Raw genomic sequence first — 13,083 nt, 5'->3', positions numbered from 1 at the left:
ACTCTACGGTGAAGCAGGGGCCTTGAACCCCTCGCCCTCTCTTCCCCTTCTTCCCCCCTCTCGCCACCGACTCCTAGGAGGAGCCGTGCTCCGCCCTGCCCTGAAACGGGATCCCGCCGCGCCCCCCGCGCCCGCTCCGACCGCCCTCACCCGGCCCGCCCTGCTCGTCCTGTGCGCCTGCGTCCTGGTCGCCCAGGGCATGGTCGCCGCCGTCAACCTGCTCATCCCGCAGCTCGCCGCGTCCGCCCTGCGTCCGAGCCCGGGCGAGCTGCTGTGGGCGGTCGACGCGTACGTCATCGTCTTCGCCGCACTGCTGATCCCGGCCGGGGCCCTCGGCGACCGGTACGGACGCAAGGGCGCCCTGCTGGCCGGGCTAGGGCTGTTCGCCGCGGGCGGGGCCCTCAGCGCCCTAGCGCAGACCCCGGCCGTGCTGATCGCAGGCCGGGGCCTGTGCGGAGCCGGCGCGGCCCTGATCATGCCCGCCACCATGTCCGTCCTGGTCCATCTGAGCCCGCCCGAGCAGCGCGGCCGGGCCCTGGCCACCTGGACGCTGGCCGCGGGCCTCGGGGGCCTGGCGGGCAATGTCGGCGGCGGCCTGGCCGGGGAGTTCCTGACCTGGCGGGCCCTGTTCTGGGCCGTCGTCCCGCTCGGCGCGCTGCTCGCGCTCGCGGTCGCCCGTACGGTCCCCCGTACGCCCTCGCGGCCCGACGCGGCCGTCGACCCCGTCGGCGCGGCGCTGCTCGCGGGAGCGCTGCTCGCGGTGGTCTACGGGATCATCGAGGGGCCCGCGTACGGCTGGGCCTCGGTGCGTGTGCTGACCGCCTTCGCCGCCGGCGCGGGGCTCCTCGCGGCCTTCACCGGCCACGCCCTGCGCGCCGCCCGCCCGCTGCTCGACCCGCGGATCTTCGCCTCGCGCAAGCTGCGCGCCGGGGCGCTGGGCATCGGCACCGCCTTCTTCGGGCTCTTCGCCCTGTTCGTCGTCAACGCCCAGTACCTCCAGTACGCGAAGGGCTTCTCCCCCGCCGAGACCGGCCTCGCGATCGTCCCGCTGACCGTCGGCATGGCCCTGGTGCCCCGGTTCGGCGCCCGGCTCCAGGAGCGGACGGGCCCCCGGCTGCCGGTCGGCGCCGGGCTCGGCCTGATCGGTGCGGGGCTGCTGCTGGTCTCCACCGCCGGCGCGGGCACCCCGTACGCCCTGTACGCGCTCTACCTGCTGGTGCTGTCCGTCGGCACCGGGCTGTGCGCGCCCTCCCTGACCCTGACGGTGGTCGCCGAGCTGCCGCCGCACCAGGCCGGGCTGGGCTCCGGGCTGAACACGGCGGCCCGGGAGATCGGCGCCGCCCTCGGGGTGGCGGTGGTCGGCACGGTGCTGGCCTCCCGGTTCCACGGGAACCCGACGGATCCGGCGCAGGTCGCCGCGTTCACCGACGCGATGGGGGTCGCGCTGCGCACGGTGGCCGTGGTGCTGCTGCTCGCGTCGGCCGCGGTGGTGGCCGGGTACCGGAACGCCGGGCGGGACCGGGCCGGGCGTCCGGGTGCGGGCACCACCGCCGAAGGCGCATGCTGACGGTGTGACGGCGAGACCGGACAGTGGCGGCCCCGCCCCCGATGCCACGGCCCAGGTGCTCGCCAGGGCCTCCGTCGACGCGGTGGCGGCCGTAGGCGGGTACGCGGGCGGGGTGTACCTGCGCTCCGGCACCGAGGGGCTGCTCCGGATGGCCGTGGTCACGGGGCTCCCGGGGCGGCTGTTCCGGCCCTGGTGGCGGATGCACGTGAACCGGCCCTACCCCGTGGCCGAGGCCTACCGCTCCGGGCAGTCCGTGCACCTGCCCGACGTGGAAACGGCCATGCGGCGCTTTCCCCAGCTGATGGCGGGGCTGCCGTTCCCCTTCGGCTCGCTGTACGAGCCGGTGACGGCCGGGACCGAGCGGTTCGGCGTACTGCTGGTCCTGCGTGAGCCGACTCCCGGGGTCCCGGTCGGGGCGGTGGACCGCGAGCGGCTGCGCGAGGCCGCGGACCGGCTGGCCCAGGAGCTCGCGGCGCTGACGGCGGCCGGGGCGCCGGTGATCTGGGACGGCGACCCGCTGCTCGTACGGCCGCCCGGACCGGCCGCGGGCGGCGCCGCCGAGCCGGGCGCGCGCGAGGCCGTGGACCGGCTCGACCAGGCCCTGCTGTCCGTGGACCGGCAGGGAAGGATCGGCTTCGTCAACACCGCCGCCGAGGACCTGCTCGGCCTCGGTGGGCCGGAGCTGCGCGGACAGGTGCTGTGGGAGGCGCTGCCCTGGCTCGGGCATCCCGCGTACGAGGACCACTTCCGTGCCGTGTTCATGTCCATCGAGCCGGTGCACTTCCCGGCCCGGCGCGGCCGGCACCCGCCCGGCGAGTGGCTGTCGGTGGACCTGTACCCGAGCTCCGACGGGGTCACCGTGACGATCGGCGCCACCGAGAGGCCCGCCTACGCGCCCACGTCGATGGTCCAGCCGGGCGCGGGGCTCGGCTCGCCCGCCGACCGGGCCGCCGCGCTGTACCGGCCGGTGGCCCTCGCCATCGCGCTGACCGAGGCGGTCACGGCCCGCCAGGTGTCGGCGGTGGTCACCGACGAGCTGCTGCCGGCCTTCGGCGGCCGCCAGCTGGCGATCTACCTGCTGGACGAGCGGCATCTCCACCTCGCGTGGGAGACCGGTTTCCCCAAGGGCTTCCTGAACCGGTTCGACGGGGTCTCGCTCGATGTGCGGCTGCCGGGCGTGGAGACGCTGACCACGGGCCGGCCGCTGTTCTTCGAGTCGATGGAACACCTGGCCGCCGCCTATCCCGGCATCCCGCTGGACGCCCATACCGGCGCCCGCGCGTTCCTGCCGCTGATCGCCTCCGGCCGCCCCGTCGGCTCGTGCATCCTCGGCTTCGACACGCCCCGCGGATTCAGCCCGGAGGAGCGTACGGTGCTGACCGCTCTGGCCGGGCTGATCGCGCAGGCCCTGGAACGGGCGCGGCGCTACGACAGCGAGGCGGCGCTCGCCCGGGGACTCCAGGCGGCCCTGCTGCCGCACCGGCTACCGGTGCACGAGCACGTGGACACGGTGGGCCGCTACCTCCCCGGCACCCAGGGCATGGACGTGGGCGGTGACTGGTACGACGTCATCGAGACCGGCGGCGGGCGGCTGGCCCTGATCATCGGGGACGTCCAGGGCCACGGTGTGGCGGCCGCGGCGACCATGGGCCAACTCCGCAGCGCTGTACGGGCCTTCGCGCTGACCGGCAGCACCCCGGACCAGGTGGTGCGCGGCACGAACCGGCTGCTCAGCGACTTGGACCCGGGCCAGTTCGCCAGCTGCTGCTACGTGGTGCTCGACCCGGCGTCGGGCTCCGCCCAGGCCGTCCGGGCCGGGCACCCCCAGCCGCTGCTGCGCCACCCCGACGGGCGGACCGAGGTACTGGACCTGGCGGGCGGGCTGGTGCTCGGCATCGACCCGGAGGCCGCGTACCCGGTCACCGAACTACGGCTGGCGGTCGGCTCGGTGCTCGCCCTGTACACGGACGGGCTGGTGGAGAAGCCGGGCATCGACATCGACATCGGGGTGGAAGCGCTGCGGGCGGCGCTGGCCGCGACCGGTCCCGGCCCGCTGACCGAGACGGCCGACCGGCTGATCAGCGAGGCGGGCACCGCCGCGGACCGGCCGGACGACATCGCCCTGCTGCTGGCGTCCCGCACGGGCGGGGCCGCGTAGGGCCGCTCGCGTCCCGCGGTGGCGCGCCGCTACCGCGGGCGCCGGCCGGCCGCCAGGGTGAAGGAGTGGCCCGCCGGGTCGCTGAAGAGGCGGGCGTCGCGGGGGCCTTCGCCGGTGGCGGGCGACAGCGGGCGGGCGCCGAGCGAGACGGCTTCCCGCTCGGCCTCGTCCAGATCCGCGGCGGCGACCAGGATGCGCAGGTGTGCCTGCTGGGAGTCCTCGGGGCGCGGCCAGCTCGGTGGTGCGTAGCCGTGGTCCCGGTGCACGGCCAGGTGTACGCCGGCCCCGCCGACGACCTCGACCGTGTCGGGCCCCTCCCCCGGCCGGACCTCCGCGCCGAGCAGGTCGGCGTAGAACAGGGCCAGCGACTCCGGCTCGGCGCAGTCCAGTACGAGAACGCTCGTCTTCGCGACAGTCATGGACCGCGGATACCCGCGGACTCCGCCCGTACGCCCGCCCGTACGCACGGCCCGCACTCCGCCTCCGGCGTTGTCAGTGGGACTTGGTAGAACTGCTGTCGCACCGTCCGCCCGTCCGAGCGGACCGTTCACCACCAGGAGCAGCGCATGAGCCAGGTCGCACACCTCAAGGAGCTGGGCGGGCTGCCCGCCTTCGACTTCCCGGCCACGGACGAGGAGCGGGAGCTGCCCGAGGCCGGCGCCGTGGCCTGGCGGGTGCGGGCGGACGAGCACAACACCGGGGAGACCTGGAGCGAGGCCTACGCGCGCTTCACGGCCGCCGTCGACACCCGGCAGGTCCGCGCGCTGATCGTGGGCGTCTGGGAGGAGACCTACGAGATCTCCAGCGCCGCCATCGTGTCCACCCTCGCGGGGGCCGCCGCCGACTTCCCGGACCTGCGGTCCCTCTTCCTCGGCGACATCGAGGGCGAGGAGTCGGAAATATCGTGGATCCAGCAGGGGGACGTCACCCCGCTGCTCGAAGCCTTCCCGGCGCTGCGCGAGTTCGGGGTGCGCGGCGGTGAGGGGCTGGTCCTCGCGCCGGTCAAGCACCCGGAGCTGCGGCGGCTGGTGGTGGAGACGGGCGGGCTGCCCCGGGAGGTGGTGCGGGGCATCGCCGCGAGCGACCTGCCCGCCCTGGAGGTCCTCGACCTGTGGCTCGGCACGTCCGAGTACGGCGCGGACACCGAGCCGGAGGACCTGGAGCCGATCCTGTCGGGCGCGCGGCTGCCGGCCCTGCGCCATCTCGCCCTGCGCAACAGCGAGATCCAGGACGCGGTCGCCGTCGCCGTGGCGGGCGCGCCGGTGGTGGCCCGGCTGGAGACCCTGGACCTGTCCATGGGCATCCTCACCGACGAGGGCGCGGCCGCCCTGCTCGCGGGCCGGCCGCTCACCCACCTGAAGCGCCTCGACCTGGACCACCACTTCATCGGCGTGGAGCTCCAGGAGCGGCTGCGCGCGGCTCTGGAGCCGCACGGCGTGGAGCTCGCCCTCGCCCCGGGCGAGGAAGACGAGTACGACGGGGAGATCTACCGGTACGTCGCGGTGTCGGAGTGACCCGACCGTCCCTCGCGGTCGTCGGCATTCCGGGCGGCCGCCGTGTGGCGCTCTTCCAGGACGCCGTCCGCGCCGCCGGACTTCCGGCCGCCCGGGTGGTGCCGTGGCGGGAGGTGCTGACCGGCGGGGCCCGGTTCGGGCCGGGCGAGACCGTACGGATCGACTCTCCGGGCGAGGATCCGGAGGTCGACCGGCTGCTGCGGGGGACGTCCGACCCCACCCGGGTGGAGGGGACCGGCCGCTGGTACCGCCGGTTCACCGGGGCCGTGGAGGCGCTGGCCGCCGAGGTCGCGGCGGCCGGCGGACGGCTGCTCACCACCCCGGGGGACCTGGCCGTGCTGTTCGACAAACGGCTGACCCACCACGCCCTGGAGACGGCGGGAGTCCCGGTGCCGGCCTCGCCGACCTCCGGCCCCGCCGCGGCCCCGGTGCGCGGCTGGGCGGACGTACGGGAGGTGCTCGCGCGGCCCGGGCTGCGCCGGGTCTTCGTGAAGCTCGCCCACGGCTCCTCGGCCTCCGGCGTCCTCGCCCTCGAATCCGGGGCGGGCGGCCGCATCCGGGCGACCACCTCGGTGGAGCGGTCCGCCTCCGGCGGGCTGCACAACTCGCTGCGGGTGCGCCGGTACGAGGACGAGCGCGCGGTCGGCGCGATCGTCGACGCGCTCGCCCCCGACGGCCTGCACATCGAGCGCTGGCTGCCGAAGGCCTCGCAGGACGGCCGCCCGGCCGATCTGCGGGTCGTGGTCGTCGGCGGCCGGGCCACGCACGCGGTGGTCCGCACCGCGTCCGGGCCGATGACCAACCTCCATCTCGGCGGCGCCCGCGGCGACCTCGACGCCGCCGTCGCCGCCGTGACGGCGGCGGGCGGCAGCTGGACCGAGGACGCGCTCGCCGTCTGCGAGCGCGCGGCGGCCGCCTTCCCCGGCACCCTGTGCGTGGGCGTGGACCTGCTCCCGGCCATCGGCTGGCGGCGGTTCGCCGTCGGCGAGGTCAACGCCTTCGGGGATCTGCTGCCCCACCTCACCGGGCTGCCCGGCTCGCCCGCGGCGGGCCTCGACACCTACGCGGCCCAACTGGCCGCCGTACACGCATCCGCACGACAGGAACACCATGCACCCGTCCCCGCCCGCCCCTGACATGAACGAGGTCGTCGGCCGCGACGACCTGCTGCTCGTCACCCTCGACACCCTGCGCTTCGACGTCGCCGCCCGCCTGGCGGCCGAGGGCCGGATCCCGCACCTCGCGGCGCACCTGCCCGGCGGCGTCTGGGAGCGGCGGCACGCGCCCGGGAGTTTCACCTACGCCTCGCACCAGGCGATGTTCGCCGGTTTCCTCCCGACGCCCGCCGGGCCCGGGCCGCACCCGCGGCTGTTCGCCGCCCGGTTCGCGGGCAGTGAGACCACGGCCGGGCGCACCTGGGTGTTCGACACCCCGGACCTGGTCTCGGGACTGGCCGGGGCCGGGTACCGGACGGTGTGCGTGGGCGGGGTCGGCTTCTTCAACAAACAGGCCGCGCTGGGCTCCGTACTGCCGGGGATGTTCCAGGAGAGCCACTGGGAGCCGGAGTTCGGGGTGCCGTCGCCGACGTCCTTCGAGGCACAGGTGGCCTGCGCGGAGCGGGTGGTGGCCGGACTGCCGCGGGACCGGCGGCTGTTCCTGTTCGTGAACGTGTCGGCACTGCACCAGCCCAACTGGTTCCACCTGGCGGGCGCCACGGCGGAAGCCGGGGACTCGTGGGAGACGCACGCGGCCGCGCTGGAGTACGTGGACCGGCACATCGGCCGGCTGTTCGACGCGATGAGCGCGCGGCGCCGCTGCTTCGCGATCGTCTGCTCCGACCACGGCACGACCTACGGCGACGACGGGTACACCGGGCACCGGCTGGCCCACGAGGCGGTCTGGACGGTCCCGTACGCGCAGTTCTTCCTGGAGCCGAAGGAGGCCGTGCGATGAGTGCCTCCCCCACCCCGTACGAGAGTTACGTGTACGCGTACCCGCACAAGACGGCGTACCGCGCGCTGACCGGGCGGCCCGCGCTGCGCGAGCTGTGGGCGGAGCAGCCCAAGCACGCGCTCTCCCTCTACCTGCACATCCCGTTCTGCGAGGTCCGCTGCGGGTTCTGCAACCTCTTCACCCGGATCGGCGCCCCCGAGGGGCTGACCACGGCGTACCTCGACGCGCTGGAGCGGCAGGCGACGGCGGTCCGCGAGGCGCTCGGCCCGGACGAGCCGGTGCGGTACGCGGCGGCCGCCTTCGGCGGCGGGACCCCCACCTTCCTGACCGCGTCCGAGCTGGAACGGCTCTGCGACATCGCGGAGAAGAGCGCGGGCGCCGACCTGCGGGCGGTCCCGCTGTCGGTGGAGGCCTCGCCCTCCACCGCCACCGCGGACCGCCTCGCCGTCCTCGCCGACCGGGGCACGACGCGGCTGAGCCTGGGCGTGCAGAGCTTCGTGGCCGAGGAGGCGCGTACGGCGGTCCGGCCGCAGAAGCGCGCGGAGGTGGAGGCGGCCCTGTCCCGGATCCGGGACGCGGCGATCCCGGTCCTGAACATCGACCTGATCTACGGGATCGACGGCCAGACCGAGGACAGCTGGCGGTACTCGCTCGACGCGGCGCTGGCCTGGGAACCGGAGGAGCTGTACCTGTATCCGCTGTACGTGCGGCCCCTGACGGGCCTGGGGCGCCGGTCGGACGAGCCCACGGCGGAATGGGACGCACAGCGGCTGCGGCTCTACCGGGCCGGCCGGGACCATCTGCTGGCCGCCGGGTACGAGCAGGTGTCGATGCGGATGTTCCGCCGCCCCGGGGCCCCGGCGGCGGGCGCCGACGACTACGCCTGCCAGACGGACGGCATGGTGGGTCTGGGCTGCGGGGCCCGCTCGTACACCGCCGAGCTGCACTACTCCTTCGACTACGCGGTGGACATGCGGGAGATACGGGGCATCGTCGACGACTACGTGGGGCGGTCCAAGGCCGACTTCGCGCGCGCGGAGTACGGCCGGTGGATCGACGCCGACGAGGCGCGGCGGCGTCACCTGCTCCAGTCCCTGCTGCAGGCCGAGGGCATGGCGGTGGCGCAGTACCGGGAGCGGTTCGGCAGCGGCCCGTGGGAGGACTTCCCGGCGGAACTGGCGGTCTTCGCGGAGCGCGGCTGGCTCGCGGAGACCCCGGGCCTGATGCGCCTCACCCCGGAGGGCCTGGCGCATTCGGACGCGGTGGGTCCGGCGCTGTTCTCGGCGGAGGTACGGGCCGCGATGGCCGCGTACGAGCGCAAGTGACGGGCCCGGGGGCCGTGTCACCGGCCATGGACCTGACGCTCCTCTACCGGGGTCCGCTGGCGTCCTGCGACTACGACTGCCCGTACTGCCCGTTCGCCAAGCGGCGGGACAGCCGGGCGCAGCTGACCGCGGACCGCGCGGCGCTGGAACGGTTCGCCGCCTGGGCGGCCGGGAACACGGCCGACCGTCTGTCGGTGCTCTTCACCCCGTGGGGCGAGGGCCTGGTCCGCTCCTGGTACCGGCGCGCGCTGGTGGAGCTGTCCCACCTGCCGCACATCCGCCGGGTCGCGATCCAGACCAACCTGAGCTGCCGCGTCGAGTGGACCGCCGAGGCCGATCCGGACACGCTCGCGCTGTGGTGCACGTACCACCCGGGGCAGACCCCGTACGACCGCTTCCTCGGCCGGTGCCGGGAGCTGGCGGCCGGCGGGATCCGGTTCAGCGTGGGCGTGGTCGGGCTGCCGGAGCACCTCGCGGAGGCCCGGCGGCTGCGCGCGGAGCTCCCGGCGGAGGTGTACCTGTGGGTGAACGCGGCGGAGGGCCGTACGTACACCGACGCGGAGGCCGCCGACTGGTCGGCGCTGGACCCGCTCTTCGCGTACAGCCGCCACCCGCACCGCTCGGCGGGGCTGCCCTGCCGCACGGGCGAGTCGGTGATCTCGGTGGACGGCGACGGCACGGTCCGCCGCTGCCATTTCGTGAAGGCGGAGCTGGGCAACCTGTACGACGGCTCGTACCGGGCGGCCCTGCGCCCGCGCGGCTGTCCGCTCACCGTCTGCGACTGCCACATCGGCTACGTCCACCTGGAGACGCTGCCGCTCTACGACGTCTTCGCGGGCGGCGTCCTGGAGCGGATCCCGGCGTCCGGCAAAGCGGAGGGAAATTCTTCGGCGGGGGCGCTGCGGTTCCCGCACCTGCCACTCGTGCAGCGTTAACACGGTCTTTACGCCGCGAACCGGGGAGGGCAGGGCCCCGGACGACGGAATCCGCAGGTGAACAGCTATTGACCTGCGGATCTCGCAGGGATTGCATGTCGGCCCGGGAGCCACGGAACCACTTGCTCACCACCGCCTCGGAGGCGATACCGCTCCCGCGCTCATTCACCGCACCTGCCGATCGGAACCCCGCACCGATGACTGACACGATCAGCGCACCACAGGCCCTCTCCCCCGCCACCGGGCCCGTCCCGCAGAAGCTCAAGCGTTCCATAGGCGTCGTCGGCGGCACGCTGCTCACGCTCTCGTGCGTGACGCCCGCCTCGACCCTCTTCGTCGTCGTGCCCGACCTGTTCTCCAGCCTCGGCACCTGGACCGCCCTCACCATCGCGATCGGCTCGCTGCTCTGCATCGGCGTCGCGTTCTGCTACTCGGAGCTGGGCACCCTCATCCCCAGCGCGGGCGGCGAGTACGCGATGGTCTCCACGCTGGCCGGCCGGCTCGCGGGCTGGCTGGTGTTCGTCCTCTCCCTGCTGGTCGTCATGATCGTGCCGCCCGTGATCGCCATGGGCACCGCCGACTACCTCGCCCCGGTGATCGACATCCCGGCGCCGGTCGCCGGCGGCGGCGTCATGCTGCTCGCCACCCTCGCCGGTCTCCTCGACCTGCGGGCCAACGCCTGGATCACCGGCATCTTCCTCGTCCTCGAGGTCGTCGCCGCCGCCCTGGTCGCCGTACTCGGCTTCGCGCACGGCGAGCGGGGCGCCGACGCGCTGGTGCACGGCGCGGTGGCCGCCGAGGGCGGCGGCACGTCCACCGTCACCGCGATGATGGTCGTCTCCGGGCTCGCCATCGCCCTGTTCATCACCCAGGGGTTCTCGACCGCCGTCTACCTCTCGGAGGAGCTGGAGAACCCGCGGCGCAACGTGGCCCGCACCGTGCTCGCCACGCTCGCCATCTCCACCGCCGTCATCCTGATCCCGGTCATCGCCATCACCATGGGCGCCCCGGACCTGGAGGCGCTCGCCGCGGGCGATCTCGGCGGGATGGTGACCGCCTGGTCCAACTCGGCCGTCGGCACCTTCGTGAGCCTGTGCGTCGCCCTCGCCATCGTCAACGCGGGCATCGTCATGGTCATCCAGAACTCCCGGGTGCTGTTCGCCTCCGCCCGTGACAAGGCCTGGCCCCGGCCCGTCAACAACGCCCTGTCCAAGCTCGGACGCTTCGGCTCGCCGTGGGTGGCCACCCTGGTCGTCGGTGTCCCGGGCGCGGCGATGTGCTTCGTCAACCTCGACACCCTGTACGGGGTCACCGGCGTCTCGGTGACCGGCATGTACCTGCTGGTGGCGGTGGCCGCGCTGTTCAGCCGGCGCGGGGCGCACCGCGACGCCGCCGCCTGGCGGATGCCGCTGTGGCCGGCCGTGCCGGTCGTGCTGATCGCCGTACTCGCGTACATCCTGACCCAGCAGGAGATCCAGTACCTGCTGTGGACGGGCGGGATCACCGCCGCGGCCACCGTGTACTGGGCGCTGTACCTGCGGCCGCGACGCGAGACGCGCTGGCTGGTCAGTATTCCGGAGGACGGCGAGCACGCCGACGCGTAGGCTCCGGCACAACGGGACCGCGCGGTCCCGCAGGGTGCGGGGCTGTGGCAGAGCGGTCCAATGCACCGTCGGCACCGGAGGTCCCCGGTGCCGACGGCTAGCGGCCCGCGGCCGGACCTGGCCGTCGGCCCCGCGGGTTCGAATCCCGTCGGTCCCGCACCCGGATCCTCAACTCCCCGTCGGGATGCCGACGGCCTCGCCCTGGGCCAGGGTGAGCGCGGTGTTGATCAGGCCGACGTGACTGAAGGCCTGGGGGAAGTTGCCGAGTTGCCGCCCGGCGATGGGGTCGTACTCCTCGGCTAGCAGCCCCACGTCGTTGCGTACCGTCAGCAGCCGCTCGAACAGGGTCCGGGCCTCCTTCTCCCGCCCCGTCAGGTACAGGGCGTCGGCCAGCCAGAACGAGCAGGCCAGGAAGGCTCCTTCGTCGCCGGGCAGCCCGTCGACGGAGGGGCCTTCGGTGGTGTAGCGGCGGACCAGGCCGCTGCGGCCGAGTTCCTCGCGGACCGCGTCGACGGTGCCGATGACGCGCGGGTCGTCGGGCGGCAGGAAGCCGACCCGGGGAATCAGCAGGGCCGCCGCGTCGAGCTCGCTGGAGCCGTAGTACTGGGTGAAGGTGCCCCGCTCTGAGTCGTAGCCCTTCTCGCACACGTCGCGGTGCACCTCCTCCCTTATGGCCCGCCAGCGCTCCACGTCGCCGGGCAGGGAGGGATCGCCTTCCAGGGTGCGCACGGCCCGGTCGGCGGCGACCCAGGCCATCACCTTGGAGTGCACGAAGTGGCGGCGCGGGCCGCGCACCTCCCACAACCCCTCGTCGGGCCGGTGCCAGTTGCGCTCCAGGAAGTCGAGCAGCGCGAGCTGGATCTTCCACGCGTGGTGCTCGGAGGCGAGCCCGGAGGACCGCGCCAGGTACAGGGAGTCGATGACCTCGCCGTACACGTCGAGCTGGAGCTGGTCGACGGCCGCGTTGCCCACGCGTACGGGGGCGGAGGAGGCGTAGCCGCGCAGCCACGGCAGCTCGGTCTCGGGGATCCGCCGCTCGCCGGCGATCCCGTACATGATCTGGAGGTCGGCGGGGTCTCCGGCGACCGCGCGCAGCAGCCATGCCCGCCAGGCGCGGGCCTCGTCGTGGAATCCGGTGGCGAGGAGCGAGCCGAGGGTGAGGGTGGAGTCCCGGAGCCAGCAGTAGCGGTAGTCCCAGTTGCGGACCCCGCCGATCTCCTCGGGGAGGGAGGTGGTGGCCGCGGCGAGGATGCCGCCGGTCGGGGCGTAGGTGAGGGCCTTGAGGGTGATCAGGGAGCGGGTGACCGCCTCCCGGTAGGGGCCCTCGTAGCAGCACTGGGAGGTCCATTCCCGCCAGTCGGCGAGGCTCTGTTCCAGCGCCGCGTACGGGTCGACGGGCTCGGGTCGCGGGTCGTGCGAGGCGTGCCAGGTGAGGACGAAGGCGACGCGCTCCCCCGCGGCGACGGTGAACTCGGAGCGGGTGCTGTTGGCCTCCCCCCACGTGTGCACGGGCGGCTCGCTGCGGAACCAGGCGGAGTCGGGCCCGGCGACGGCGACGCGGTGGCCGTCGCTGCGCCGGACCCAGGGGACGACGTGGCCGTAGTCGAAGCGCAGGCGCAGGGTGCTGTGTACGGTCACCTCGCCGGACACGCCTTCGACGATCCGCATCACATCGGGTGAGACGTCGCGTTGCGGCATGAAGTCGATGACCTTGACCGTGCCGTCCTCGGTCTCCCAGTACGACTCCAGCACCATCGAGCCGTCCACGTAGGCACGGCGGGTGCACCGCTCGGCGGCCTCGGCGGAGGCCGGCGCGATGCGCCAGTGGCCGTTCTCCTCGTCGCCGAGGAGCTTGGCGAAACAGGCCCCCGAGTCGAAGCGCGGCAGGCACAGCCAGTCGATGGACCCGTCGCGGCCGACCAGTCCACTGGTCATCAGGTCACCGATGAGTGCGTAGTCTTCGATGGGTTGTGTCATTCGTGCGCTCTTCCCCCGAATGCCCGGGGCCAATCAGCGCAGGCCCCGGA

Annotated in this window: 10 protein-coding genes and 1 pseudogene; 9 read left to right on the top strand and 2 right to left on the bottom strand. The window is 74.1% G+C overall.

The genetic code is table 11. The annotated features are described in order from the left end of the window. Window positions 1-85: 85 nt before the first annotated feature. Window positions 86-1,567, top strand: coding sequence for an MFS transporter (locus ACGFYQ_RS19445; RefSeq protein ID WP_393745402.1), 1,482 nt, complete (start codon window positions 86-88; stop codon window positions 1,565-1,567). A 4-nt stretch (window positions 1,568-1,571) separates the two neighbouring features. Next, complete coding sequence (locus ACGFYQ_RS19440) at window positions 1,572-3,725, top strand: SpoIIE family protein phosphatase (RefSeq protein WP_393745400.1); 2,154 nt, start codon at window positions 1,572-1,574, stop codon at window positions 3,723-3,725. A gap of 29 nt (window positions 3,726-3,754) precedes the next feature. On the opposite strand, the gene ACGFYQ_RS19435 is transcribed toward ACGFYQ_RS19440, so the two are convergent. Then, window positions 3,755-4,144, bottom strand: a complete 390-nt coding sequence (locus tag ACGFYQ_RS19435; protein WP_393745398.1) for a VOC family protein — start codon at window positions 4,142-4,144, stop codon at window positions 3,755-3,757. A 147-nt stretch (window positions 4,145-4,291) separates the two neighbouring features. On the opposite strand from ACGFYQ_RS19435, the gene ACGFYQ_RS19430 reads away from it, so the two are divergent. The 7 genes and pseudogenes from ACGFYQ_RS19430 (at window position 4,292) to ACGFYQ_RS19400 (ending at window position 11,213) form a co-directional block, all read left to right on the top strand. Then, a complete protein-coding gene (locus tag ACGFYQ_RS19430) occupies window positions 4,292-5,239 on the top strand; it encodes an STM4015 family protein (RefSeq protein ID WP_393745396.1) in 948 nt (315 codons plus the stop codon). Further along, on the top strand, window positions 5,236-6,375 hold the full coding sequence (locus tag ACGFYQ_RS19425; RefSeq protein WP_393745394.1) for an STM4014 family protein: 1,140 nt from the start codon (window positions 5,236-5,238) through the stop codon (window positions 6,373-6,375). The genes ACGFYQ_RS19430 and ACGFYQ_RS19425 overlap by 4 nt, the downstream gene beginning before the upstream one ends. 1 nt (window position 6,376) lies before the next feature. Further along, on the top strand, window positions 6,377-7,192 hold the full coding sequence (locus ACGFYQ_RS19420; RefSeq protein ID WP_393745904.1) for an STM4013/SEN3800 family hydrolase: 816 nt from the start codon (window positions 6,377-6,379) through the stop codon (window positions 7,190-7,192). Continuing rightward, entirely contained in the window at window positions 7,189-8,517 is a 1,329-nt protein-coding gene (locus ACGFYQ_RS19415; protein WP_393745392.1) for an STM4012 family radical SAM protein, read from the top strand. Before ACGFYQ_RS19420 ends, ACGFYQ_RS19415 begins: the two co-directional genes overlap by 4 nt. Before the next feature lie 26 nt (window positions 8,518-8,543). Further along, window positions 8,544-9,452 carry an STM4011 family radical SAM protein gene (locus ACGFYQ_RS19410; RefSeq protein WP_393745390.1) on the top strand — a complete coding sequence of 303 codons (909 nt, stop codon included), beginning with the start codon at window positions 8,544-8,546 and terminating at the stop codon, window positions 9,450-9,452. Window positions 9,453-9,649: 197 nt separating this feature from the next. Then, window positions 9,650-11,056: an APC family permease gene (locus ACGFYQ_RS19405; protein ID WP_393745388.1), complete on the top strand. Its 1,407-nt coding sequence runs from the start codon at window positions 9,650-9,652 to the stop codon at window positions 11,054-11,056. A gap of 38 nt (window positions 11,057-11,094) precedes the next feature. After that, window positions 11,095-11,213 (top strand): annotated as a pseudogene (locus ACGFYQ_RS19400). An 11-nt stretch (window positions 11,214-11,224) separates the two neighbouring features. Here ACGFYQ_RS19400 and ACGFYQ_RS19395 read toward each other — a convergent pair. Next, window positions 11,225-13,033 carry a glycoside hydrolase family 15 protein gene (locus tag ACGFYQ_RS19395; RefSeq protein WP_393745386.1) on the bottom strand — a complete coding sequence of 603 codons (1,809 nt, stop codon included), beginning with the start codon at window positions 13,031-13,033 and terminating at the stop codon, window positions 11,225-11,227. Window positions 13,034-13,083: the final 50 nt, after the last annotated feature.

It is taken from the genome of Streptomyces sp. NPDC048258 (assembly GCF_043201995.1).
Lineage (GTDB): Bacteria > Actinomycetota > Actinomycetes > Streptomycetales > Streptomycetaceae > Streptomyces.
This window is presented reverse-complemented; position numbering and strand designations above follow the sequence as displayed.